Raw genomic sequence first — 25,206 nt, forward strand, 5'->3', positions numbered from 1 at the left:
GCGCCCCGCGTGATACGCTCGGGGGGTCGTCCAGGGGCGCGCCGCCGCTCCCGGGGGCCCGTATGTCGGCGCATCTCCTCGCCTCATCCATCGTCGCGCTCATCGTGGCGCTCTTCAACGGCCTGCTGGCCGGCTACGTCCTCGCCTCCGCCAGGGGAGAGCGGCGCAAGCTCTTCTTCGCCTGCGGCCCCACCGGAGTCGCCCTCTTCGCCGCCGGGTGGTTCGTCGTCCTCCTGGAGCCCGGAGCCCGCGAATCCGTCCGCGTGGCCGTCGGGCTCGCCGCGCTGATGTCCATCTCCGGCTTCATCGCCGATGCCTTCGCCGAGCTCGAACCGTCCCAGGCACGCCGATGGCTCCGATGGGCCCTCCTGCCCGCCGGGCTGGCGCTCCTCGGCCTGTCGGCGTGGGTGGCCGTGGTCTTCGACCAGCCGCTCCTGGCGGTGTTCCCCCAGGCGCTGGGACTCGCCGGAGTGGGGCTGCTCGGCGGGCTCCGCTTCGCGCTGTGCCGCCATGAGAACGCCTCCGTCCGCCGGCTCTCGCGGCACCTGACGGCGCTCATCGGTGTGTCGCTGCTCGTCTGCCTGCTCCGGACGGTGTTCGAGCTGTCGCGGGGGATGCCCGCTGGCAGTGGGGCGCTGCTGTGCATCGTGCTCGCCGCGGAGATGGCGACGCTCAGCTACATCCTCCACGAGCGGGTCGCCGTGCATCTTCCCGTTTCCCGGGCCCTCACCCACGCGGTGCTCGCCATTGCAGTGGCCTGCGTCGTCGTCGCGGTGTTCCGGGTGCTGGGCTACCCGGTGGATCTCGTCCAGGTCTCCGTCTCCGTGGGCGTGGTACTCGTCGCCTCCCTGCTCTTCATCGGCCTGGGCGAGCAGCTCAACCGGGGCATCGAGCAGCTCCTGTTCCCCAAGCAGGCACGGCTCTCCGAGCAGCTCTCGGCCTCCCGCGCCGAGGCGGCGGCCCTGCGCGGCCGGCTGGAGCGTGCCGAGCGGCTCGCCATCGCCGGAGAGCTGGCCGCCTCGGTTGCCCACGAAATCAAGAATCCACTGGCCGCCGTGCGGGGTTACGCCGAGCTGCTCTCCGGACAGGCCGGGCACGTCTCCCCCGAGCACCGTGCCCGCTTCGAGAAGGCGGTCCGCATCATCCGCGAGGAGAGTGATCGCATCGACGCGCGCGTCGCCGAGCTGTTGAGCCTCGGCCGGGCGCCGCGGGGTGAGAAGGGGGCGAGCCCACTCGATGTGTCGCGGATCGTCCTGGAGGCGGTGGCGGTGGCCGAGGGCGAGCCGGACTTCCCCACGCTCGTGTCCCGGTTGGATCCGGACCTGAGGGCGGTGGGCGACGAGGACGCGCTGCGCGGAGTGCTGCTGAACCTCTTGAAGAACGCCGCCGAGGCCATGCAGGAGACGCGGGACGGGCGCATCGAGGTCGTGGCCCGGTGTGAGGAGGGCCGCGTCGTCGTCGAGGTGCGCGACGAGGGCAAGGGGCTCGAGGCCGTGGATCGCGAGCGGCTCTTCCGGCCCTTCTACACGACGAAGGCCGGTGGAACGGGACTCGGGCTCGCCATCTCGCGCTCGGCCATCGAAGCCGTGGGGGGAAGGCTCGGGCTCCTGCCGCGCGAGGACCGGCCGGGCGCGATGGCCCGTGTGGAGCTGCCCGTGGCACCAGCGGGCTCCAGCCCGGCGAGGGAGGACGTGCGATGACGGTGGATGCCGCGGTGGACGGGCCCGAGGTGGCCCTCGTGGAGGACGAGCACAACCTGCGCGAGCTCTACCAGGACGTGCTGGGGGCACGCGGGATGAAGGCCGTCCCGCTCGGCTCGGTGGCGGCCGCGGAGGCGTACCTCTCGCGCCACGCGCCGGACCTCCTGCTGCTCGACGTGAAGCTGGGCGATGGCGATGGGCTGGTGCTGCTCGATCGGCTGCGCAAGCAGGGACTGCGCACGCCCGTCATCGTGATGACCGCGTTCGGCACCGTGGAGCGCGCGGTGCAGGCGCTGCGCGCGGGCGCGGCCGACTTCCTCGTCAAGCCGTTCCCCAACGAGCGGCTCGTCTCCTCCGTGGAGGCCGCGCTGGAAGCGGGACGCCGGCTCGTGGAACTGGAGCTCGCCGCCCCCACGCTCGCCCCGGACTCGGACACCGGCCGCGCACTCATCGGCGCCGATGGGGGGCTGCGGGATGTGGCCGCGCTCCTGCCCCGCGTGGCCGCCTCGGATGCCACCGTGCTCGTGCGCGGCGAGTCCGGCACCGGCAAGGAGCTCGTCGCCCGCGCCATCCACGCCGCCTCGCCCCGGCTCGACGGGCCCTTCGTCTCCGTCAACTGCGCCGCCCTGCCCTCCTCCCTCCTCGAGTCCGAGCTGTTCGGCTTCGAGCGCGGCGCCTTCACCGGCGCCCACTCCCGCCGCAAGGGGCTCATCGAGGCCGCCGAGGGCGGCACGCTCTTCCTCGATGAAATCGGAGACATGTCCCTGGAGGCCCAGGCCCGTCTCCTCCGCGTGCTGCAGGAGCGGGAAATCACCCGCATCGGCGGGCGCGAGGCCGTGAAGGTGGACCTCCGCGTCATCTCCGCCACCCACCGCGATCTGGATGCCATGGCCTCGAGCGGGCAGTTCCGCTCGGACCTCCTCTACCGGCTCGCCGTCATTCCCATCCACCTGCCCCCCCTGCGCGAGCGAGCCAGGGACATCCCCGGCCTCATCGAGCACTTCCTGGAGAAGCACGCCAGGAGCAAGGGGCTCACGCCTCCCAGGCCGGATGCGGAGACCTCGCGGCGTGCCCTGGCCTACCCGTGGCCCGGCAACGTGCGCGAGCTGGAGAACTTCGTCGAGCGCGCCGTCGTGCTCGGTCACTTCGACCCCGAATCGCTCCGCGCGCCCGTGGCTCCACGCGGGGCTCCGGGTCCCGTCGCGGCTCCGGCTCCGGCGGAGGTGACGGCGGTGGGAGATGGGCCCACCGTCCAGACGCTTCGTGACGCCGTCGCCAGCGCCGAACGTGCCGCCGTCATCGCCGCCCTCCAGGCCGCCAAGGGGCAGAAGACCACCGCCGCCCGGCTGCTCGGGGTCAGCTACAAGACCCTCTTCAACAAAATCCATGAACACGGCATCCGCGAGGAGCTCCACATCGGCTGAGGGGTTCGTCGTTCCGGGGATACCTGTGTAACGCCTTACATACCTCTGACTTGTTCCTCCCAGGTGCACCGCGTCACGCGGGGGTTTGGCACGGATGGGAGAACGGAGACGGGCACCCTCACCCCGTCCCTCTCCCGAGGGGAGAGGGGATATTGGGCCGAGGTTTGGATTGATGGAGGCGGAGGTTCTGGGTCTGGGGCACGGGGCTTGCTCAATCCCGGGTCGCGCGATGTCGCGCACCTGAGGAGGCCTCATGGGCTCTGCATCTCCCGGGGCGGCGGTGGGCCGCCTGGACCTGATTCATTCTCTCCTGCGCGCGGTGGACCGGCCCGCTCGCGAAGCGCTCGACATGGCCCGGCGCCCACTCGCCGCCACCCTCGCACCGGCACTGCTCGGCATCTTCCTCGTGGCCGCTTCTTCCGCCACCGCCGGCTTCGTCTCCTCCACCGGCCTCCGCTTCGTCCCGAAGCTCGATGCCCTCCGCGCCGTCTTCGAGGCCCTGCTCGTCGTCGTCCCCGGCACCCTCGTTTTCGCCATCTACCTGCGTCTGCGCCTCACCACCCGCGTCCTGCTCGCCGCCACCTCCATCGGACTGCTCGCCGCCGGGCTCGTGGCCACCTGTGTCATGCCCCTCATGGCCTTCCTCGTGCTCGTCTCGCGGGACGCTCCGCTCGTGCTCGCACTCCCCGCGGTGTTCGTCCCCGGACTCGCGCTCGCCACCCTCGCGGCCCTGCCCGTGCGCGTCATTACCTCGCTCGACTCCTCGAGGGCCGCCTGGTGGATGTCGCGAGCCTTCGCCTTCTTCCTGGGCGCCGTCTTCCTGCTGCGCGTCCACTCCTCCTTCCTCACGCTCTGGCTCTGACGAGGTCTTCCATGCAAGCCATTTCCCCGACTGTCCCCCTGACCGCCGAGCCCCTCACGCCGTTCATGCCCTGGTCCGTGGAGGAGCGCGCGCCCCTCCACGAGCCCGCCGTCCCCGCCGAGCCCGAGCGGCAGCTCCTCGTGGAGCTCCTGCGCGAGCCGTCCGCCATCGTGGAGCGGTTGCTGGATGCCACGCGGCTCCAGGGGCTCGTGGTCGGCTCGGTGGGAGTCATCGCCGTCTGCACGAGCGCCTTCGCCGCCACGGCGAGCGCCGCGCGTGGCCACGGAGAGGCCTGGGCCCTGCCGGCGGCACTGGCGTCGATGAATGTGCTGCTGGCGCTCGCGGCGTCGCTGGGCCCCATCTACGCGGCGAGCATCCTCGTGGCGGCGCGTGCGCCCATTGCCCGGCTGGTGGCGGCACTGCTGGCCTCGGCGGCCACGGGCTCGCTGCTGCTCGCGGGGCTCGCGCCTCCGCTCTACCTGCTGTGGCGGCTGGATGCCGAGTGGGCGGGGCCGCTGCTGCTCACCGCGGCGTTCCTCCTGTCCGGGTGGGCGGCCGGTGCGCGCATCCACCGGCTGCTGAGCCTGCTGGCCGAGTCCGTCACCCGCGTTGCGCTGGGCAACCCCACCGCCGTGCTGTCCTCCGAGGACGCGTACCGCGTGGGCATCCTCGCGCGGGTGTCCTGGATGATGGTGGCGTTCACCTCGGGCCTGGGCTTCTGGGCCTTCAACGCGCTGGGCTGAAGGAGGACGGACCATGACGGCACTCGTGATTCTCACGGCCTATGTCGTGCTCGGAGCGGTGGCGGCGGTCTGTGCCTTCGTCCAGAGGCGGGGAAACACCCTCGCGGAACGGCTCGGCCAGGCGCTGCTGGCCCTGGCCCTCTGGCCCTTCCTGCTCCCCGTGCTGCTCAGTCCGGGAGACGCCGCCCTCCGCGTGGAGCGGGGCCACCAGAGCGCGCGGGCCCGGCGGCTGGACGAGGTGACGGGGCGGCTCGAGGAGTGCTGGAGGCAGGCGGCGGTGGAGAGCGCGTGGGCGGCGGATCAAGCGCGCGAGCACCGGTTGCTGGACGGGTTCGTCGGACGCCTGCGGACGCAGGAGCGGCGGCTGCTGGAGATGGAGGTGGCGCTGGCCAGTGCACCGGTGAGCGTGAAGGAGCGGCTCACCCGGCTGTACGAGCACGCCGCGGCCGAGCTGGAGCACAGCATCGGGCTCGTCGAGGAGCTGGCCGCCCAGCTCACGCTGCTGCGCTTCTCCGGCCTGGGCAACCCGTCCGCCACCCGCGTCGAGCGGAGCCACATCGAAGAGCTGCTGCTGCGCATCGAGGCGCTCGCGGAGGCCTCCCAGCCCGGCCCGAGCGAGGCACCGCCTCCGGCCCAGGTGGCCCGGGCGTAGCCTGGAAGGCTCATTGCCATCCAGCAAGCAAAGCACGGAGTGGAGGGGAGCCACAGGCCGGGGTAGATAGGCCCCATGACGCCAGACGAGCAGGACTTCCTGCGCAGGTTCTTCCGAGCGGTCGCCGACCGGCCCATCGAATTCAATGGGCAGGACGACCGGCGCTACGTGAGCATCTACTCGGATCCGAACTTCGAGGAGCACAACCCCGTCAAGCTGTTGATGCGCTCCATCGAGTACTCGACGGGCCAGAGCGTGCAGTTGCTCTCCGGCTTCCGTGGCAGCGGGAAGAGCACTGAGTTGCGCCGGTTACGGAGCAAGCTGGATGGACGCGGGGTCTACAAGGTGGCCCTGGTCGACATCGAGGACTACCTCAGCCCCTCGCAGCCCATCGACGTGAGCGACTTCCTCATGGCTCTGGCGGGCGGGCTGGGGGATTCGCTACTAGCAGCCGGTCATCTGACGGGAGACCCGGCTCACGAGGGCTATTGGGCGCGGCTCGTCAACTTCCTGACACGCACCAACATCGAGGTTCCGGAGATATCGGCGGGATTGTCCGCCGGTGCCTCCACTCCGGACAAGTCCGTCTCCATTGGAGCCTCCGCGGGTCTCAAGGCCACGCTCAAGAGTGACCCGTCCTTCCGCGAGAAGCTCCAGAAGCGCATGGCGGGCCACCTGGCCGCCCTGACCCGGGACGTGCGCGCCTACGTCGAGGAGTGCGTCAAGAAGGTCAAGGCCCGGTACGGACCGGACACTGAGGTGGTGTTGCTCGTGGACTCCATGGAGCACATCCGTGGCACCATCACCAATGCTGCGGCCGTGCAGGACTCGGTCATCAACCTCCTCGTCCAGCACAGCGACAAGCTCCACTTCGACTACCTGCACGTCGTCTACACGGTTCCCCCGTACCTCAAGATCCTGCAACCCAATCTCGGGTCCCTCTATGAGCCGGGCGGCCTCCAGATGATTCCAACGCTGAAGGTGCGGCTCAAAGACGAGAATCGGACGCCCTTCCAGCCCGCGCTCGACCTGCTGGAGAAGCTCATCTCGGAGCGCGGTGACTGGAAGCGGCTGCTGGGACCGGAGTCGCGTGCGGTCGTTGACGAACTGAGCCTGCTCTCCGGGGGCCACCTGCGTGACCATCTGCGGCTGTTCGCGGAGATCATCCTCCGCGCGGACAAGCTGCCCGTAAGCAGAGCCGTGGTGGACGCGGCCATCCAGCAGAACCGCAACGGGTTCCTGCCCATCTCCGATGAGGCGGCCATCTGGCTCGACATGATCGCTAACAGCCATGATGTGGCCCTGAAGAGCAATGCACGGTTGCACGAGCTGGCTGGATACTTCGAGGCCCATCTGGCGCTCAACTACCGCAATGGCGCGGACTGGTACGATATCCATCCCCTGGTGCGTGACGTCGTGCGACAGCAGGCGGAGGTGGCCAGGACGCGGTGGGCAGGGAAGGACTAGGCAACGTGCGCCCTCCTGATGAGGTGGGACTTGGCCCCGAGGGTGAGCAGGATTGGCTGCGCCTGCGCCGCCAGGTGGAGTGGTCGGAGGACTTCTGGCTCTGCTTCATCTTCGCCCCCTCGCCGCGCACGACAGGGATTCTCCGCCAGCGTACGGAACGTCTGCTGCGTGGACAGACGCGCCGTCTGAACCGGTATGAGCCCTCGCGGCCGGAGGAACTGCCAGCGGTGCTCCGGGAATTGCTCACCCCGGAAGCGAGGGACGTCGGTTGCCACTGGATCGAAGCGCTGCATCTCGACTCGGGGGCACAACCCGAGGGACCCTGGCATCAGGCGTGGATGGAGCTGGTCGTCCTGATGAACGAGCGCCGGGATGCCTTGCGCCGCCACCTGCGAGGAGGGCTCGTGCTGGTGGCCCCTCCCCGGCTGAAGCCCTACTTCCGCCAGATGGCTTCGGATCTCTGGTCGGTTCGAGCCATGGAGATCGAACTGCTGCCCGCGGCGGAGCCCGCTGAGGCGCGGGAGTGGCCGGGCGTGGATCTGCGGGGGGCAGGCGCCTCGGGCAGCGAGGTCGGTGGCGCCATTCCCGACGCGGACTTCGCGCTCGCCGAGCTGCGGCGGATTCAGTCTGGGAACCTGAAAAGCTATCAGGCGCTGGCCTCCGTGCTGACCCGAGCCATGGAAGGACTGCTTGCCTCCGGCAGGGTGAGCGAGGCCCTCGAAGCGGCGCGGCAGGCATGGGAACTCATCCGCACGCGTGATCAGGAAGACCCGCTGAGCAGTGCTGGAGTTCTTCATGCACTGGCCATGGCGGAAGAGGCAGAGGGGGATTTCGCGACTGCGGCGGAGCACCTGGAGCAAGCCGTTGAACTCACGCGTGGGCAGATGGATAGACAACGTCTCCTCTGGCTCGATCACCTGGGACGTTTGGCTTACCTGCGGCGGGATTTGAGGGAAGCGAATCGTGCATATGAAGAGGCGCTCTCCCTCTGCCGTCAGCGCAGCCAGAGTCAGGGGGATACGCCAGAAGCGCTGCGCGACCTCTCCATTTCGCTCGACAGAGTGGGCGACATCCGCTGGGCTCGCGGGGAGCTGTCGGCGGCAGCTGAGGCCTACGAGGAGTCCCTGGCTCTGCGGCGCCAGTTGCGCGAGGTGGTGGGACAGACGCCGGAGGCGCTTCGTGACCTCTCCATTTCGCTCGACAACGTGGGAAACATCCGCCGGGCTCGCGGGGAGCTGTCGGCGGCGGCTGAGGCCTACGAGGAGTCCCTGGCTCTGCGGCGCCAGTTGCGCGAGGTGGTGGGACAGACGCCGGAGACACTTCGCGACCTCTCCATTTCGCTCAACAACGTGGGAGACATCCGCCGGGCTCGCGGGGAGCTGTCGGCGGCGGCCGAGGCCTACGAGGAGTCCCTGGCTCTCATCCGCCTGGTGCGCGAGGCGGTGGGACAGACGCCGGAGGCGCTTCGCGACCTCTCCATGCCGCTCAACAACGTGGGAGACATCCGCCGGGCTCGCGGGGAGCTGTCGGCGGCGGCTGAGGCCTACGAGGAGTCCCTGGCTCTGCGGCGCCAGTTGCGCGAGGTGGTGGGACAAACGCCGGAGGCGCTTCGCGACCTCTCCATTTCGCTCAATAACGTGGGAGACATCCGCCTGGCTCGCGGGGAGCTATCGGCGGCAGCTGAGGCCTACGAGGAGTCCCTGGCTCTGCGGCGCCAGTTGCGCGAGGTGGTGGAACAGACGCCGGAGGCGCTTCGCGACCTCTCTATTTCGCTCGACAGAGTGGGCGACATCCGCATGGCTCGCGGGGAGCTGCCGGCGGCGGCCGAGGCATACGAGGAGTCCCTGGCTCTCATCCGCCAGTTGCGCGAGGTGGTGGAACAGACGCCGGAGGTGCTTCGCGACCTCTCTATTTCGCTCGACAGAGTGGGCGACATCCGCATGGCTCGCGGGGAGCTGTCGGCGGCGGCCGAGGCCTACGAGGAGTCCCTGGCTCTCATCCGCCTGGTGCGCGAGGCGGTGGGACAGACGCCGGAGGCACTTCGCGACCTCTCCGTGTTGCTCGATAAGGTGGGAAACATCCACCAAGAGCGCGGGGAGCTGTCAGCGGCGGCCGAAGCCTACGAGGAGTCCCTGGCTCTGCGGCGACAGTTGCTTGAAGTGGTGGGACAGACGCCGGAGGCGCTGCGCGACCTCTCCATTTCGCTCGACAACGTGGGAGACATCCGCCGGGACCGTGGCGAGCTGTCAGCGGCGGCAGAGGCCTACGAGGAGTCCCTGGCTCTTTCGCGCCAGGTGCTTGAAGTGGTGGGACAGACGCCGGAGGCACTGCGCGACCTCTCCGTGTCGCTCAACAAGGTGGGAAACATCCACCAGGCGCGCGGGGAGCTGTCAGCGGCGGCCGAAGCCTACGAGGAGTCCCTGGCTCTGCGGCGACAGTTGCGCGAGGTGGTGGGACAGACGCTGGAGGCGCTGCGCGACCTCTCCATTTCGCTCGACAACGTGGGAGACATCCGCCGGGACCGTGGCGAGCTGTCAGCGGCGGCAGAGGCCTACGAGGAGTCCCTGGCTCTTTCGCGCCAGGTGCGCGAGATACTTGGCGATATCCCACAGGCGAATCAGGCTCTCCATTATTGCCTCACCCAGGCCGCCGCTGCACGTCAGGCTTTAGGTAACGAGTCTGGGGCCCAGGCCGCCCAGGACGAGGCGGATGCGCTGGCTCGCCAATCAGACTGAAATCCCATTTCTGACTGGAGCGCAGGAGAGTTCGCCCAACGCCAAGGGGGGGATCCGCTCTCCGGCGGACATTCCACGGGGAAACAGCCCCATGACTCTTCCTCGACCGGAGGGGAGCGGCGTTGACTGCCGCCCATGGGTATCTGGTCGACGAAGAGCCTCGCCCAATTGCAGGGTGAGGAAGGTCATGGGCACGAACTGCACCGCACGCTCACGGGCCTCCAGCTCGTCCTGCTGGGCATTGGCGCCATCATCGGCGCGGGCATCTTCGTGGTGACGGGCACGGCGGCGGCCCAGCACGCGGGCCCCGCCATCCTCCTGTCCTTCATCCTGGCGGGAGTGGGCTGCCTCTTCGCCGGGCTGTGCTACGCCGAGTTCGCCGCGATGATTCCCGTGGCCGGCAGCGCCTACACCTACGGCTATGCCACCCTCGGCGAGCTCGTCGCGTGGATCATCGGCTGGGATCTCATGCTCGAGTACCTCTTCGCCTCCTCCACGGTGGCGGTGGGCTGGTCCGGCTATTTCACCGCCTTCCTGCGCGACTACCTGCACCTCCAGCTCCCAGCGGCCCTGACGAGTGCCCCGTTCGACATCCGGCCGGGCTCGCACATCCCCCACGCCACCGGAGCGCTCATCAACCTGCCAGCGGCGCTGCTGGTGGCGGTGCTCACCGGGCTGCTCACCATCGGCATCCACGAGTCGGCCCGGCTCAACAACCTCATCGTCTTCCTGAAGGTGGGCGTCGTACTGCTCGTCATCGGCTTCGGCGCGTTCTACGTGCGGCCCGAGAACTGGACGCCCTTCATCCCAGAGAACACGGGCACCTTCGGCCACTTCGGCTGGAGTGGGATTCTCTCGGGAGCGGGCGTCATCTTCTTCGCGTACATCGGCTTCGATGCCGTCTCCACCGCGGCCCAAGAGACGCGCAACCCACAGAAAGATCTGCCCGTCGGCATCCTGGGTTCGCTCGCCGTCTGCACCGTGCTGTACATGCTCATGGCGCTGGTGATGACGGGCCTGTCGCACTACAGCACCCTCAACGTACCCGAGCCCGTCTACGTGGCCATCGCCCAGGCGGGACCGGCGCTGTCCTGGTTGCGGCCCATCGTCAGCCTGGGAGCCATCGCGGGCCTGGCCTCGGTGGTGCTCGTCCTGCTGATGGGACAGCCGCGCATCTTCTACGCGATGGCGCGTGACGGCCTGCTGCCCCACTTCTTCGGCCAGGTGCACCCGCGCTTCCGTACGCCCTATGTCTCCACGCTCATCACCGGCGTGGTGGCCATGGTGGTGGCGGGGCTGTTCCCCATCGGCCTGCTGGGGGAGCTCGTGTCCATCGGCACCCTGTTCGCCTTCGTGGTGGTCTGCGCGGGCATCCTCGTGTTGCGCTACCGGCGGCCGGAGCTGCCCCGGCCCTTCCGCACCCCCTTCGTCCCCGTGGTGCCCGTGCTCGGCATCCTCACCTGCGGGTCCCTCATGCTGGGCCTGGGCCTGGCCACATGGTTGCGGCTCGGAGCCTGGATGGCGCTCGGGCTCGCCATCTACTTCGGCTATGGCCGCAGGCACTCACGCGTCGGCCACGGAGACACCACCCCCGGCGAGCCGCCGCCCCCTGACCTCGGCGGGCCGCTCTGAACGAGCCGTGCACTTCGCCACCCCCAGACGTGCGCGAAGACGGACAGCCGTCCACCACTCGTAGTCGACTACGAGTGACGTGTGCATTCATCCCACACCACTCGTAGTCGACTACGAGTGAGGGGGCCAACGGGCGCGCATTGCCCGACCCGGCCGGGGCACTCAACCTGCTACGTTGAGGTTCTACGAGGTAGGCCCGCGTGTCCACACCTTCGCCATTCCCCGCCCCCGCTCATCCCGTCCCCCATCACGGAGTGGGCGCCCTGAATCCGCTCGACATCCCGCCGCTGCCTGTTGGCACGCGTATTGGTGGAGACGTAGTGGAGGGGGTGCTGGGCCGCGGCGGCTTCGCCATCGTCTACCGGGTACGCAGTCCCGAGGGCCGCCTGTTCGCGCTCAAGTTGCTTCCGCTGGACGTTGGCCCCGAACGCGCCGAGCGCGCCTGGCGCGAGCTGTCACTGGGCATGCTCCTGCGCCACGCCAACCTCGGACGCCAGGTGGGCGCGGGCCAGTGGCCCGAGGACGAGCCGCGCTTCGTGTGGCTGAAGCTGGAGCTGATCGAGGGCCCCACCCTGGACGAGTGGGGGCTGACTTCCGGCCGTACCGTGGGCGAGGTGGTGGACAGGGTGCTGGAGGTGGTGCGCGGTCTGGCGGTGATGCACGAGGCGCGGGTGGTGCACCGTGACGTGAAGGAGGCCAACATCCTGGTGCACCTGCGCACCGGCCAGGCGGTGCTGGTGGACTTCGGCGTGGGCTACCACGAGGGAGACCCCACGCTGACGAAGGGGATGTTTCCCCCGGGCACGCTGCCCTACCGCTCCCCCGAGGCCTGGGCCTATGGCCGCGCGCACGCGGGCGAGCCGGGCGCCCATTACCGGGCAGGGCCGGGAGACGACCTGTACGCGGTGGGCGTCGTCCTCTACCGGCTGCTGACGGGCCGCTTTCCATTCCGGCCCGCCGAGCACGGGGGCGAGGACGTGGAAGCGGTGCTGCACCAGACGCCCCTGCCGCCGCACCTCGTCAACCCGAACGTGCCCCGAGCGGTGGAGGAAGTGTGTCTGCGGTTGCTGGCCAAGACGCCCGAGGGGCGCTACCCGGGCGCGGTGGCGCTGTTCGAAGCGCTGGAGGAATTGCGGGCCCGCACAGATGTGGCGTGGACGGCCCCACTGCACCCGGAGCGTCGGCCCGCCGTGAAACCACGGGCGCGCGGGTGGAGGATGCTGGCGGCGGTGAGCGTGGGGTTGGCCGTGGCATTGGGAGCCTGGTGGCTCACCCCCGGCCAGGAAATGGCGCCAGCAGAGCCCGCGCCGGAACCTGGGTGGGCCGTGGCCGCGCCTCTTCCCGAGGCGCCCCCTCCCCCGGCCGCCGCCCCGCCGCTGGCGCCCCGAAAGGACAGTGCCCCCGTGAAGCAGACGCAGCAGACCCCCTCAGCACCCCAGCCCGAAACGGCCCCCAAACGCCGGGGAGCCGCCGTGCGCAATGCGTGTCTCGGCCTCACCGGCGCCGCCTTGCAGGCCTGCATGGGGGCTCCACAGCAGGTGCCCGCCGAGCGCCCCGCACCGCCTCCCCAAGCGTGCCCCGCCGGGGCCGTGGAGACCATGACGAGCACGCTCGGCTTGAGCCTGGGAGAAATAACGCCCGTGGACTGGAGCGACGTGCGTGGCAGGTACGTGCACGTGAACGAAGACACCCCCGTCTACGTGTTCGGCCACTGGGAGGCAGGGGCCGACCCCCAGGGCTATGGCGGCTACAAGGTTGCCCTGCCGACCAAAACCCAGCTCAACGGGCGGCTCTACGTCAAAGAGGGGCGGGTATACGGCCGCTTCACCGAGGCGCGCACGCCTCTCGGGGTGACGTACCCGGTGTGCCTGGAGTTGCTGGACTCGAGTGAGAATGTCGGCCTGGAACTCCGGCCTGGCAGCGCGCCAGGCAAGATGATGGTGAGCCCCGTTGCGCGGGTACGGGTGGTGAACCGCTTCCCGTAGGGGCATCCGGAAGGCAGGACACTGGTGGGACGAACGTGAGGCTGACATGACCGGGCAGGAGGTGTGGTAGAGCCCCACTTCTCCGGTCCCGTCCACGTCCTCGGGAGACCCCTGCCCCATGCCCGTACTGCCCTCCGCCGCCCTGTTGCCAGTCGCGTTGCTCACTGCCCCTCTGGACGTCTCCGCTCTGCCCGCGCCACCAGGCTGCGAGACAGGTACGCGCCACCTGAAGCTGACGGAGGACACGCACCGCGAGACGCTCGCGGTGTGCATCCACCCGGGGCTCTCCACCAACTTCCTCTTCGACGCGAAACCGGAGCGTGTGGAGCTGGCCGGGCGTGAGCGTTTCCGGGTGATAGAGAATGAGGTAGGCCTCACACTCGTTCCCACGCGAGCCTTCACGCAGGGCGAGCGCGTGCCGATGACGGTCTCCTTCCAGGACGGCGTGGCTCCGGCGGACGTCACCTTCATTCTGGTGGTGCACCCCTCCGAGGCCGCACGACAGGTGGAGGTGACACGCCAGCCGCGCACGCTCGCCTCCTGCTACGAGGGTGAGCAGCAGGCGCGGGCGGAAGCACGGCAGTGCCAGGAAGAGAAATCGCGGCTGGAGGCGAGGTGTGGTGGGCAAGCGGGGCTTCTGGGCCTCCTGGCTCAGGGGCTGTTGGGTAAGAATGGCATTAGCAGCAAGGACATTATCGATGGCGTCACTTGGCGCCCGGGCAACACGCTCACCGTTTCCAGGGCACGGAGCTACCGCTCTGGTTCCGCTCCCGGAGGAGACGGGCGAAAGGTGGTGCGGCTGGCCGTGGAACTGGAGCTACAAAACAACGGGAGTACCCCCTGGACGCTCGCCGGTGCGGTGCTGGTAGAGCCCAAGGGCGCCGAGTGGATGGCGCTCGCCGTGTGGCAGCAGGAGCCCATTGCCCCGGGAACGAGGCGCAACGTCAGGGTAGAAGTGGAAATGGAGGAACAGGAGGTACGAGGCTCTTTCACCCTGAAGCTGTGGGGCCAGGAGGCGAGCAACGGGGGTGAGTTCTTCGACGGTGTGAGCTTCCAACACCCCGACACAGGACCTTGAATCTTTCGGGGAGGCGAAAGCCACGAGCCGCGCCATACTGCCCGCCGCCATGAATGCCCAGGACCTCCTCGCCCGACTCCAGGACGCCTCTTCCGACGGTCCGTTGGATCGCCTCGCCTCGCTCGTCGTGGAGCACGAGCTCTCCCAGCCCCTCGAGTCCCTCCTGCCGCCCGCCCTCGCGGCACGCGCGCTGAGGGCCGCCCTCGAGGGCTGGCTCGCTTCCGACACCGCGGACCGCGAGCTCGCCTCCGCGCTCGACCATCTCCAGCGCCAGCTCTCCCAGGACCCACGCACCGTGCGCGAGGCCGTGCCTCCCGAGCTCCCCAAGATGCTGTCGGAGCTGGCCACCCGCCGCTACTCACCGGACCGGGCACTGGTCCTCTCCATCCTGGACCGTCCACCCGTCCGCTCGCTGGCGCGTGCGCTACTCCTCAATGTGCTCATCGAGTTCAGCCGCAAGGTGAGCGCCCCCGTGACGGAGAACCGCATCGCCAAGGGCTTCTCCGGCCTCGCGAAGTTCGCCGCCGATCAGGCCAAGAGTTCGGGCGGAGCGCTGGGCGGCATCGCCGGCGCGCTCTCCGATGAGATCGAGCGCCAGGTGGAGAAGCGTGCCCGTGACTTCGCTGACTCAGCGCTCTCCGGCCTCTTCCAACAGCTCGCCGATGCGCTCACCGACCCCACCCGGGCCTCCGAGCAGGCGGAGATGCGCGTGGCCCTCCTGGACGGAGTGCTGAGCCTGCCCCTGGCGAAGCTCGGACAAGAGCTGTCCCGCTCGGACATCCCCGGCAGCGCGAAGGTGGTACGCAAGGCCCTCACCCAGTGGCTCTCCACACGGGACGCCACCCGGGAGCTGGAGGGACTGATCACCCGCATCATGGAGCGGGACGGCAAGCGCCCCATGCGCGAGCTACTCGAGCCGCTCGGGCTGCTCGACACCTTCCAAGACCTGGGCCGCGAGTCCCTGCGCAGGCGGCTGACGCCGGTGGTGGCCTCCGAGCCCTTCGCGCGCTGGCTCGAAGAACTGATGAAGTAGAGGAGAAACCGTATGGCACTCGAGGATGATTTCCGTTCCGCGCAGGAGCGCGTGAAGACGCTCAAGACGCGCCCCTCCAACGACACGCTGTTGGAGCTGTATGCGCTCTTCAAGCAGGCCACCGAGGGCGACGTGCAGGGCAAGCGCCCGGGGATGTTGGACGTCAAGGGGCGCGCCAAGTACGACGCCTGGACCGGCCGCAAGGGCCTGGGCAAGGAAGCGGCCATGCAGCAATACGTGGCGCTCGTGGAGCGGCTGCTGCGCGGCTGAGCAGCGCCTGAGCTCAGGGGTCCGCCGCGTACCGGATCTTCATCCGGTTGATGGGACCGGCGGCCCCCGCTCGATTCACCGCCCGGACCTCGAGCGTATTGAGCCCCGAATGCAGCTTCAGTGGCGCCGTGTCACCGGGCAGCCGCTTCCACTCGCCGCCGTCGACCCGCAGCTCGTAGTGGCTGAACCAGGGCATGCCGTGCTGCAACGTGAGCGTGTAGTCCGGCCGGGCGGCGAACAGCGGCCGCTTGCTCAGAAACTCCTGCTCCGTGGTGATGTGGTGCTCCTGGATGAGCTCGATGGGCCGGCGCGCGTTGTTGTACGTGAACAGAACCTGCGTGTGATTGAGCGGGAAGTAGAGCTCCCGCGGGTCATCGGTGAAGAGCAGGCCGTCGGCGTGGAACCCCTGGAAGGTCGCGAACTGCCCCTTGCCCTCCAGTGGCAGCATCAGCGTGGCCTTCTTCCCGTCCCGCAGGTACGGGATGTTCATGTACCCGAAGTAGCGGCCGATGAACTCCCGGTACTGCTTGTCGAGTTCCTCCGGCGTCTTCTTGTGACGCGCGAGGTAGCGCGGTGAGGGGGTGAAGCGGATCTCCTCGAACCGGCCCTCGCGCTTGAGCTGGAACATCTCGAGGAAGCTCAGGTAGCGCCCCTCGTGGGTGGCGGCCATGCTGAACTGCGGGTCGATGAAGATCCACTTGTCCAGGGTGTTGGACCAGACCTCGGACGCCACGTGGGACTGCCCGAACCCCCCATAGGCGGGATCCGCCGTCATGATGCCGAGCGGCCGCGACGGATAGCCCAGCGACAGCAGCAGGTCCGACACCACCGTGCCGTACTCCACGCACCGGTAGCGCTGCCCCTTCTTCACGTTCTGGAGGATCTGAAACGACGACGTGCCCGGCGGGGGCTCGTTCATGCCGTCATGGTCCCACTGGATGCTCACCCACTCGAGCGCCTCGAGGATGAGCTCCGGGTCCGAGCGGCGCGAGAGGTCCACCTGCTTGAGGACGTGCTCGCGGAGCTGGCGGAGCTCGGGGGTATCGAGGCTCTCGGGCAGCTTCAGGGTGCGGTAGCGGTCGTCCAGCTTGAAGTTGGAGGACTCGACGATGGAGATCTTCTCGAGCGGGCCCGGGGCGGTAGTGGGAGCCCCAGCGAGGGCGGCCGGAGCGGTACCCAGCAGGGCCAGCAGGACGGTGAGGGACGCGGACTGTCGCATGTCCCCCCTTTACGACCCCCACGCGGGGCGATTGCCTGCGGTAATCTGCTCCGTGATGAGCACGCCCCCCCTCCCCCATGAGACGTCCCTTCGGCCCGAGGACTTGTGGCCGCGGATCGTCTCCACGACCCGGCACGCACTGGCCACGGGCGCCCTGCAGCCGATCGCCACCGAGTGCCAGACCCTCGAGGAGCGGGGAATCCCCTTCCAGGTGCGGGTACTCGGCCGGGCGCACCTCAAGGACGAGCGGGCCAAACGCGAGAAGCCCCGCGCGGTGCCCTTCGACCCCTTCGAGAACCCGGATCCGGACCTCATCGTGGGAGGGCTCTCGCCCACGCACCTGTGCCTGCTCAACAAGTTCAACGTCGTGGAGCACCACCTGCTCATCGTGACGCGCGCCTTCGAGGAGCAGGAGTCCCTGCTCACGGCCGCGGACTTCGAGGCGCTCGCGCTCTGCATGGACGGGCTGGACGGGCTGGGCTTCTACAACTCCGGCGAGGTGGCCGGGGCCAGTCAGCCCCACAAGCACCTCCAGCTCATCCCCCCGCTCGGTCCCGAGGGACTGCGGGTCCCCATGGAAAAGGTGTTGCCCGGGGCACCGGCGTTCGCCCACGCGGTGACGCGCCTCGGGCCGTGGGAGTCCTCACCCGCCCGGGACGGGGCCCGGCTGCTCGCGGCCTACCAGTCCTTGATGAAGGAGCTGGGAATCGGGCACCCGCTGCCTCCGTACAACCTGCTCACCACGCGGGACTGGATGCTACTGGTGCCTCGCGCGCGGGCCGAGTCCCACGGCATCAACGTCAACGCCATGGGCTTCGCCGGCTCGCTGCTCGTCAAGAACCAGGAGCAGCTCCAGCGGCTCCAGGAACTGGGACCCCTGGAGTTGCTGAGACAGGTCGCCGGGTAGGAGCTCACTCGAGCATCGCGTTGCCCACGGCGACGGAGTCGTTCAGGTCCAGGTCTTCGCGGCGCACCACGGCGCACAGCCGGGTGAACCAGGCCTCGAAGCTGTCGAACCCGAACGTCAGCGGAGCATTCGAGTCCAACCACTCGCCATCATCCACGTAGTGCCCCGCCAGCGCCTCGTAGTCGTTGTCCTCCAGCAGGAGGGGAAGCTCGCCGCCCTTCGGCTCCGTGCGCGTGTAGAAGCACCAGCGCGCCGCCTCGACGCCCAGGTGCGCGTCCGCGAAGGAGATCAGATCCGTGGTCGTGATCTCCCTGTCATCCACCGTCGTGCCCGAGGGCGTCCACGAGGCCGTGAGGGACTCCAGCGTGGGCGTCCAGATGTGGAACGGGCGATACGTCTCCCACTCTTCCCCATCGGGCTGGTGCTCCAACCGGACCTCACGGTGCAGCAACAGGAACTGGAGGTAGCTCTCCGGGACAACGAAGGCTTCCTCGCGGTAGGGCGTCGGCAGTTCGTACGGATAAGCGGACAGCAAGCGAGGCAGCGCATCCACCTCCTCGCGCGTCAGCGGCGGCTCCCGCACCAGGCGCCAGCCCCGCTGCCGGGCCCAGGTGTCCATCCCATCCAGCAGGGCCTTCAAGTCCTCTCGCCACGTCGCGCTCGCCATGGCGGCTTCTACCCTGACACGACCCCGTCCGTCCTATGCTCATGCTCCGACCATGAGCCCGCCCGGAGGGCTCAGGCCTCCGTCAGGATGCGGTGCCGGTAGAGCTCCAGCAGGATGTCCTCGTGCAGGTCCGCGTGCTTCTCCTTGCGCAGGCGCTCGCGCACGGCCGAGACCGGCTCGCGGCCCGTGAACTCCACCAGCAGCGAGTAGGCCACACCGGGCAGCGCGACGGCGTCGTACTCGCTGTAGGCCCCCAGCGCCACACTGCCATCCGCGAGCCACTTCACCGTGGCCTCGGGGTTGAGCTTGAGCACCTTGGGCAGCGCGGGCGCGACCGCGTCCCGCAGGCTCTTCTCCAGCACCTTCAGCTCGATGACCCCATCCAGGCCCATGATCTTCTCCACCTGCTCCGGAGACAGGGCGCGGATGGTGTCGTAGCAGGCCCGGTAGAACTCCACCTCGCGGCCCGACCACTGGCGCCACAGCGCGCTGTACTCCTTCTCGGGCAGCGGCTTGTCGTCCAGGTCCTCGAGCGTCGGCGTCTCCGACAGGTCCGGCTTGTCCCGGCCCGCGAGGACGTACTCGGGCAGCAACTGGAGCACGGCGTAGCGCGAGAGCTGGATCTCCGCGAGCGCCAGGTACGTCTTGAACGTCATCCACAGCTTCCGCCCGTCCGCGCCCGCCACGTACTTGCAGAAGAACGTGGAGCACACGGCCTCGCGGAAGGGCCAGATGGTGCAGCCGCCCTGCTGCTCCTCGAAGTATGGGCAGCGCATGGAGGCCGCCCGGCCGAAGAACTGGCGCGAGTTGCGATACAGCAGGTTGTAACGCGCCGACGGCCGGAGCCACTGCGGCGTCACCCCCACGTGGCTGGCGATCTTCTCCCCCACGCGCCGCTGCCCCTCGCCCAGCTCGTCACGTGTGTCGGACAGGAGCGCGCCCACCAGGTAGTTGGGCAGCTTGGGGTAGTAGGTGCAGCACTTGGTGTCCGGCCGGAACAGCCGGCTCACCCCGTCCACGGACTCGACGGCCCCCTGCGCGGAGGACGGACACATGGCGCACGAGGAGCACGTGGCCTTCTCCTCGTTGGGAATCTCCGCGCGGAAGAAATCGGGCAGGAGGCCGCGGTAGAGGACCGGCAGGCTGTCGAGCATCTGGGGCATGGGCGGGGATCCTCCGGGGGTGGTGACGGGCTCAGGACAGGATGCGGATGAGGATCATCACGCACAGCGCGAACATGCAGAGCGTGCCGATGCCGAAGGTCATCGAGCGCCACGGCTGCATGGCCTTGATGTAGGCGACGCTGTACACCACCCGGGCGGCGGTATAGGCGATGAAGCAGATCTGCAGGCCGAGCACCGGCACGCCCGCCAGCACGGCGATGAGCCCGAGGATGAGGAAGCCCGGGATGTTCTCCAGGTCGTTGCGGTGGGCGCGCAGCACGCGCTCCACGTCGGGGTGCTCGGTGGTCAGGACCTGGGCACCGAACCGGGCCGCGTCCTCGGGGTTCATCGCCACCTTCAGCCGGGAGCGCGTCGTGGCGGTGTAGAGGCCCACGGCGAACATCTTGATGATGAGGATGACGGCGCACAGGGCGTAGAGACGGAAGCCCGGGAACGCCAGCACCAGGTTGGACGTCATCTGCGGGAAGAATTCGCTCATGGAGGGGGCCATCTACCAGCAGTGCGTGCGTTTGGACAGCGGGCGCGCCCCACGTGTACCGTGCGCGCACCATGCTCACCCTCCTCCTCCTCGTCCTCGCTGCGCAACCCACGGCCGCGCCTGGCAAAGCCCCCGCCATGGATCCGGCGTACGTGGCATACACCACGGAACTGGAGCAGGGCATCCACGCGGGTGACGGCTCCCTCCTGGACACGCGCGTCGACATGGATCGGCTCCTCGAGCGCTCCACGCGCGGCACCTCCGCTCCCAAGGCCTTCCACGACAGCTTCGCCTCGGGCGCACGCAGCACGGGCATGCAGCTGGGCAAGCAGCTCGTCGCCACGCGGGAGGATGACTCCAGCTTCCGCCTGCTGCGGCTGCGCATGGAGGGCGGCGCTCCGCACGCCCTCTACCGCATCATGAGCTCCGAGGGCGGCGTCAACTACCTGGACCTGGAGCTGGCCAAGAACGCCGAGGCCCAGGTCGTCATCGTCGATTTCTACCCCTACATCACCGGCGAGCCCTTCAGCGAGACCATGCGCCGCATGTACCTCCAGGCCGCCACGGAGGCCGGCTACAACCTCGTGGACAAGCTCATGGGCAAGGAGCAGGACTTCCTCAAGAACGCCACCAAACTCCAGGACATGCAGCGCATGGTGCAGGAGAAGCAGTTCGCCGAGGTGGTGAAGACGTTCGAGGCCCTGCCCAAGTCCCTGCGCCAGACCAAGCCCTTCCTCCTGGTGCGCCTCACCGCCGCCGGCCAGCTCGACGAGGCCGCGTACCAGAAGGCCATCGAGGACTTCGAGAAGGCCTACCCCAACGACCCCAGCCTGGATCTCATCTCCATCGACGGCCACATGATGCGCAAGGACTACGCCACCGTGATGAAGATGGTGGACCGGTTGGATCAGCGGGTGAACGACCCGTACCTCCAGTACCTGCGCGGCAGCGTGATGCTGGACAAGGGGGACCGCAAGGCGGCCATCGGCTACTTCAAGACCGCCGTGGCTCGCGAGCCCACCCTCGCCCTGGCCCACTGGGTGCTCATCGGCCTGTCGCTCCAGGACAAGCAGTTCAAGGACACCGTCCGCTACCTGGACGCCATCGAGCGCGACACGAGCGTGGAGCTCGCCGACCTGGAGGGCCTCGAGGAGTACGCGGGCTTCGTCAAGTCCCCCGAATACAAGGGCTGGAAGAAGAAGCGCGCCGCCCGGATGCAGGCCGCACCAGCAGTACCTTGACGGCGGGGCCCGGCTTGTGAAAGTTGCCGGGCTTCATGCCAGTCCTCAGTGGTGCAGTGACCTTCTCGCGCTTCCGGTCCGAGCCGGCCGGAAACGCTCCTTCCGACAAGAAACGCTGGCTCTCCAAGGGCTTGAAGTCCGGGGCCTTCGAGCCCATCGACCTCAAGAAGACCGAGGACGAGCGGGCCGCGGGCTTCGTGGAGCTGGAGAACCATGACGCCGTGGAGTTCTCCACCGGCGCCATCCTGTACGGCGACTACGCGCTGTTCGGCTTCCGCGTGGACACCGTCAAGGTGCCCGCCGCGGTGCTCAAGGCCGAGCTGGACAAGTGGGCCACCGCCTTCGAGAAGCAGAACGGCCGCCAGCCCACCCGGGGCGAGAAGGCGGAGAACCGCGCCTCCATCCGCCACATGCTGCGCCAGCGCGCCGTGCCCTCCACCAAGGTGCACGACGTGAGCTGGAACCTGCAGTCGCAGCAGGTGCAGATCTGGGCCGCCTCGCGCAAGCAGGTGGATGAAATCCTCCTGGCCATGGAGACGGCCTTCGAGGTGAAGCTCCAGCCGCTGGTGCCCGCCGCCATGGCCGCGCGCTCCGGCATCAAGGACGAGGAGCTCGTCCCCACGCCGGAGCTCATCGGCATGGAGATTTCCCACAACGAGATTCCCAGCAGCGAGGTGGCCCATGGGGAGGCGTGAGCAGGCGAGGATCGAAGCGGCCTTCATGAAGGGAGACACCGGCGTCGACGGTGGAGCCACCGAGGAGGACACGCGGGACGAAGCGGAAATCGAACGCGACAAAGCGCGCGAGCAACTGCTGCGCGGCCGGGCCTACCTGGGCCGGGAGTTCCTCACCTGGCTGCTGTGGCGCTCGGAGTCGGGCAACGTGCTGGTGGACTTCGAGGGCACGGGCGTCGTCGTCCTCTACACCGGCCGCTGCACCCTGCGCGGCGTCAACGGCGACGTCACCGAGCTCATGGCCCGGGGCGCGCTCGCGCCCTACTCGGAGCAGGTGAAGCACGCCATGGACCGCGGCCTGCTCGTCCACCAGGCCCGCTGGCGCCTCACCCACGGCGAGAAGGTGTACGAGGTGACGCTGGACGCCGAGTTCCTCGACATCCGCGCCGCGAAGCTGCCGGAGCTCATGGCCGAGGAGGAGGATGACCGGCTGCTGGAGCGGCTCTACCTCACCGAGCAGCTCTCCGGGATGGTGGACGCGCTGGTGCAGGCCTTCCTCGAGGTGCGCGCCAGCCGCAACTGGAGCAAGAAGGTCGTCCCCGCCATGAAGAGCTGGATGAAGGGCGAGGACGAGGCCCCCAAGGCCACCAAGGTGCAACTGGCTCGCGCCGCGCGCGGCTGAGCGGACACCCCGGCCCGTCTCCACTCACCGGGGGACGGGCCCCACCCGGTAGCCAGGCACCGAGAGCACGAACCGCGCTCCCTTGCCCGGCGCCGGCTCGGCCTCGAGCGTCCCTCCATGGGCGAGGGCGATCTGCCGGGCGAGGTACAGCCCGAGCCCCAGCCCCGAGGAGCCCGGGCCCCGCGTGAAGCGCTCGAACAGCCTGGGCAGCAGGTGGGACGGAATCCCGGGCCCCTGGTCGCTGACGGAGATGACGGCCCAGCTCCCGTCCTCGCGGTTCTGACGCTCCACCGCCACCGTCACGTCCCCTCCCGCCGGCGAGTGCTTCACCGCGTTGGAGACGAGGTTGGAGAGCGCCTGACGCAGCCGCTCGGGGTCCCCGATGAGGACGAACTCCTCCGGTCCCCGGCTCTGGAACGTGTGGGCCGGAGTCCTCGCGGCCGCCACCACCTCCTCCACCAACTGCTTCACATCCAGGGGCTGGACGCGCAGGGTGAAGAGCCCCTGGTCCAGCCGGCTCACGTCGAGCAGATCCGCGGTGAGCCGCGTGAGGCCCTCGAGGCTCGCGAGCGCCGCCTCCGTGTCGCGCAGGTCCTCCGTGGCATGCGCCCGGTCCGCCCTCCGGCGGATGAGCTCGATGCGCGCGCGCAGCGGGGCCAGGTAGTTGCCCATGTCATGGGCCAGCACGGTGATGAGCTCGTCGGCGACGGCCCGGCGGCCCCGCTCGATGGCGGCCTTCGTCAGGGCCTCCACCAGCTCGGCCCGGTGGGCCACCACGCCCACCCATCGGACGGCCACCTCCAGGAAGCGGAGGTCCTCCAGGGAGAAGAACTCCGCCTCGGCCGAGGAGCACTCCACCACGCCCCGCCGCTCTCCCCCCACCTCGAGCGCCACCGCGATGGCGGACCGGATGCCCAGGCCGTACTTGATGCCGGGCAGCTCCTCCGGATCCTCGTCCTGGTGTCCCGTGTGCCAGGAGCGCCCCGTCTCGAACACCTCGACGATCCGCCCGCGGTTGGCGAGTTGCAGCCGGTTCAGCCCGAGGCTCTTCTGCTTGCGCCCCATCGGGGTGTCGCTGACGCCCTCGGCCACCAGCGTCTGGCTCGAGGGCTCCAGGAAGAAGACGTCCACCTTGTCGGCCGCGAAGAGCTCCGCCAGCAGTTGGCTGACGCTCTCCATCGTTGGCTCGAGCTCGGCGGCCGGCAGCTCGAGCAACTTCTCGAGCGCGGACCAGAGCAGCTCCCGCCGCTCACTCTCATTCTGAGGTCTTCCGGGCGGCATGGGAGAACCCTGCGTCCGCGGGCCGGGGGATGGCATTGGACCCGGGACCACCCCGAATGTCAGACAGCCAACGAACGCCGCCCGCCTGTCCGCCACCTCACGCTTCATCCCCCCGAACAACACATCCCGCGCGGAAGAAAAACAGTCATTCTGGATCCGGGTTTAACGCCAGCGGCAATTTCGTCCTGGGCAGATCGCGGTGGCGGTTCGACCCCATGGGCCCAGCAAGCCCATGTCCGGCAGTTCGCAGTCCCAACATGCCCACCACGTGACTTGGGGAGGGAAGCACATGGAAGCGACGCAACTGGAGTGCATTCAACGGAGGGCGCTGTACGCCACGGCCGTGCTGCTGCTGTGGACGGGCGCGGGCTGCGGACCGGCCCAGGAGGATTCCAGTGCTCCGGAGCCCGGCACCACGGCCCAGGAGATGGTCACGCTCAATGGTCTGGCCTTCAACGGGCTGGCTTTCAACGGGCTCGCCTTCAATGGTCTGGCCTTCAACGGGCTCGCCTTCAACAGCCTGTCCACCGAGGCCTTCACGGCGTGGTTCGACTCGGACCCGGCGATGACCGACATGCTGATGAAGTACATCGTCGCGTGCGCCGTGCCGGCCGGGCAGAGCCGGACGTACACGCACGGGGGGACGGACTACACGTGGCACGGCTGGCTGGGGCTCGCCCCGGATTGGGCCAGCGGCACGCCAGCCACCCTGGCCGAGCAGCAGATCATCTCCGCGTGCCTGGCCGCCCATGGCAACAAGTATGGCCAGCGGGTGCTCATCTCCATCCTGGGAAGGAACGCGCGGGGCCAGCCCATCCCCACCTTCTCCTGGGAGCACGACTCCTTCCCGGAACGGGAAGCCTGCTTCTTCGGCAACCTCTTCACGGGTGAAGGCGTCTACGTGGGCAACGACCGGGGCCGGCTCAACGAGCGGGAGAGCACCGCGCGCGCCTGTGCCCTCTCCACCAGCACCGAGGCCGCGCGCGACGCGTGCCCGCCGCTCGTCCATGCCGGGAGCTGCCAGGGAGCGTGCAAGAAGGACCCCACCAACACCTGGTACGTGAGCTGCGACTACAACGGCATCACCTACCAGCCGCTCACCACGCGGATGCGCGGCGAGGACATCTACCGTTGCGGTGACGGCGTCTGCCAGTTCACCGAGTCGTGTGGGACGGGCCGGACCTACGACAGCTGCCGGCTGGACTGCGGCCGCTGCGGCTGAGCCCCGGCTCGCGCACCGGAGAGCGGGCGCTCGCGTCCCGCTCTCCATGCCCGGCCGCTCCTTCCCGCGC

The 25,206-nt window shown here is 68.9% G+C and carries 22 protein-coding genes; 17 read left to right on the forward strand and 5 right to left on the reverse strand.

The window, feature by feature from the left end:
- The first annotated feature begins 62 nt into the window (after positions 1 to 62).
- The 12 genes from BO221_RS29440 (at position 63) to BO221_RS29495 (ending at position 15,581) form a co-directional block, all read left to right on the forward strand.
- Positions 63 to 1,700, forward strand: coding sequence for an ATP-binding protein (locus BO221_RS29440; RefSeq protein ID WP_073564012.1), 1,638 nt, complete (start codon positions 63 to 65; stop codon positions 1,698 to 1,700).
- Positions 1,697 to 3,124 carry a sigma-54 dependent transcriptional regulator gene (locus tag BO221_RS29445; RefSeq protein ID WP_073564014.1) on the forward strand — a complete coding sequence of 476 codons (1,428 nt, stop codon included), beginning with the start codon at positions 1,697 to 1,699 and terminating at the stop codon, positions 3,122 to 3,124. The genes BO221_RS29440 and BO221_RS29445 overlap by 4 nt, the downstream gene beginning before the upstream one ends.
- A 253-nt stretch (positions 3,125 to 3,377) precedes the next feature.
- A complete protein-coding gene (locus tag BO221_RS29450; protein ID WP_143195759.1) occupies positions 3,378 to 3,986 on the forward strand; it encodes a hypothetical protein in 609 nt (202 codons plus the stop codon).
- An 11-nt stretch (positions 3,987 to 3,997) separates the two neighbouring features.
- Positions 3,998 to 4,729 carry a hypothetical protein gene (locus tag BO221_RS29455; protein ID WP_073564018.1) on the forward strand — a complete coding sequence of 244 codons (732 nt, stop codon included), beginning with the start codon at positions 3,998 to 4,000 and terminating at the stop codon, positions 4,727 to 4,729.
- Positions 4,730 to 4,742: 13 nt separating this feature from the next.
- On the forward strand, positions 4,743 to 5,381 hold the full coding sequence (locus BO221_RS29460; protein ID WP_073564020.1) for a hypothetical protein: 639 nt from the start codon (positions 4,743 to 4,745) through the stop codon (positions 5,379 to 5,381).
- A gap of 75 nt (positions 5,382 to 5,456) precedes the next feature.
- A complete protein-coding gene (locus BO221_RS29465; RefSeq protein WP_073564022.1) occupies positions 5,457 to 6,848 on the forward strand; it encodes a hypothetical protein in 1,392 nt (463 codons plus the stop codon).
- Between the two features lie 5 nt (positions 6,849 to 6,853).
- Positions 6,854 to 9,583, forward strand: a complete 2,730-nt coding sequence (locus BO221_RS29470; RefSeq protein WP_143195760.1) for a tetratricopeptide repeat protein — start codon at positions 6,854 to 6,856, stop codon at positions 9,581 to 9,583.
- A 135-nt stretch (positions 9,584 to 9,718) separates the two neighbouring features.
- Positions 9,719 to 11,215: an amino acid permease gene (locus tag BO221_RS29475; RefSeq protein WP_073564025.1), complete on the forward strand. Its 1,497-nt coding sequence runs from the start codon at positions 9,719 to 9,721 to the stop codon at positions 11,213 to 11,215.
- A gap of 200 nt (positions 11,216 to 11,415) precedes the next feature.
- A complete protein-coding gene (locus BO221_RS29480; protein WP_083681530.1) occupies positions 11,416 to 13,200 on the forward strand; it encodes a serine/threonine-protein kinase in 1,785 nt (594 codons plus the stop codon).
- A gap of 118 nt (positions 13,201 to 13,318) precedes the next feature.
- Positions 13,319 to 14,278 (forward strand): DUF2381 family protein, encoded by a 960-nt coding sequence (locus BO221_RS29485; protein WP_073564028.1) that lies wholly within the window; start codon positions 13,319 to 13,321, stop codon positions 14,276 to 14,278.
- Positions 14,279 to 14,327: 49 nt separating this feature from the next.
- Entirely contained in the window at positions 14,328 to 15,311 is a 984-nt protein-coding gene (locus tag BO221_RS29490) for a hypothetical protein (RefSeq protein WP_073564030.1), read from the forward strand.
- A 12-nt stretch (positions 15,312 to 15,323) separates the two neighbouring features.
- A complete protein-coding gene (locus BO221_RS29495; protein WP_073564031.1) occupies positions 15,324 to 15,581 on the forward strand; it encodes an acyl-CoA-binding protein in 258 nt (85 codons plus the stop codon).
- 13 nt (positions 15,582 to 15,594) lie between these two features.
- On the opposite strand, the gene BO221_RS29500 is transcribed toward BO221_RS29495, so the two are convergent.
- Positions 15,595 to 16,800, reverse strand: a complete 1,206-nt coding sequence (locus tag BO221_RS29500) for a transglutaminase-like domain-containing protein (protein WP_073564033.1) — start codon at positions 16,798 to 16,800, stop codon at positions 15,595 to 15,597.
- Positions 16,801 to 16,855: 55 nt separating this feature from the next.
- Between BO221_RS29500 and BO221_RS29505 the strand changes: the two genes are divergently transcribed.
- A complete protein-coding gene (locus BO221_RS29505; RefSeq protein WP_073564034.1) occupies positions 16,856 to 17,707 on the forward strand; it encodes an ATP adenylyltransferase in 852 nt (283 codons plus the stop codon).
- A gap of 4 nt (positions 17,708 to 17,711) precedes the next feature.
- On the opposite strand, the gene BO221_RS29510 is transcribed toward BO221_RS29505, so the two are convergent.
- The 3 genes from BO221_RS29510 to BO221_RS29520 all read right to left on the reverse strand — a co-directional run bounded on the left by BO221_RS29510 (position 17,712) and on the right by BO221_RS29520 (position 20,036).
- The gene (locus BO221_RS29510; protein WP_073564036.1) at positions 17,712 to 18,374 is read right to left on the reverse strand and encodes a hypothetical protein; all 663 of its coding nucleotides are present in this window, start codon (positions 18,372 to 18,374) and stop codon (positions 17,712 to 17,714) included.
- Positions 18,375 to 18,445: 71 nt separating this feature from the next.
- On the reverse strand, positions 18,446 to 19,537 hold the full coding sequence (locus tag BO221_RS29515; protein WP_073564037.1) for a YkgJ family cysteine cluster protein: 1,092 nt from the start codon (positions 19,535 to 19,537) through the stop codon (positions 18,446 to 18,448).
- Positions 19,538 to 19,568: 31 nt separating this feature from the next.
- A complete protein-coding gene (locus BO221_RS29520) occupies positions 19,569 to 20,036 on the reverse strand; it encodes an MAPEG family protein (RefSeq protein ID WP_158079935.1) in 468 nt (155 codons plus the stop codon).
- Between the two features lie 71 nt (positions 20,037 to 20,107).
- Here BO221_RS29520 and BO221_RS29525 point away from each other — a divergent pair, with 71 nt between their 5' ends.
- Genes BO221_RS29525 through BO221_RS29535 form a run of 3 tightly spaced genes read left to right on the forward strand, consistent with a single transcriptional unit; the run spans position 20,108 to position 22,633 of the window.
- Complete coding sequence (locus BO221_RS29525) at positions 20,108 to 21,277, forward strand: lipopolysaccharide assembly protein LapB (protein WP_143195761.1); 1,170 nt, start codon at positions 20,108 to 20,110, stop codon at positions 21,275 to 21,277.
- Between the two features lie 35 nt (positions 21,278 to 21,312).
- Positions 21,313 to 21,972 (forward strand): recombination-associated protein RdgC, encoded by a 660-nt coding sequence (gene rdgC / locus BO221_RS29530; protein WP_073564388.1) that lies wholly within the window; start codon positions 21,313 to 21,315, stop codon positions 21,970 to 21,972.
- Positions 21,959 to 22,633, forward strand: a complete 675-nt coding sequence (locus tag BO221_RS29535) for a hypothetical protein (protein ID WP_083681534.1) — start codon at positions 21,959 to 21,961, stop codon at positions 22,631 to 22,633. The genes rdgC and BO221_RS29535 overlap by 14 nt, the downstream gene beginning before the upstream one ends.
- Positions 22,634 to 22,657: 24 nt before the next feature.
- On the opposite strand, the gene BO221_RS29540 is transcribed toward BO221_RS29535, so the two are convergent.
- Complete coding sequence (locus BO221_RS29540) at positions 22,658 to 23,914, reverse strand: GAF domain-containing sensor histidine kinase (protein ID WP_073564041.1); 1,257 nt, start codon at positions 23,912 to 23,914, stop codon at positions 22,658 to 22,660.
- 289 nt (positions 23,915 to 24,203) lie between these two features.
- Between BO221_RS29540 and BO221_RS29545 the strand changes: the two genes are divergently transcribed.
- Positions 24,204 to 25,136 carry a hypothetical protein gene (locus BO221_RS29545; RefSeq protein WP_143195762.1) on the forward strand — a complete coding sequence of 311 codons (933 nt, stop codon included), beginning with the start codon at positions 24,204 to 24,206 and terminating at the stop codon, positions 25,134 to 25,136.
- Positions 25,137 to 25,206: the final 70 nt, after the last annotated feature.

The sequence above is a fragment of the Archangium sp. Cb G35 genome, assembly GCF_001896145.1.
Taxonomy (GTDB): Bacteria; Myxococcota; Myxococcia; order Myxococcales; family Myxococcaceae; genus Archangium; species Archangium violaceum.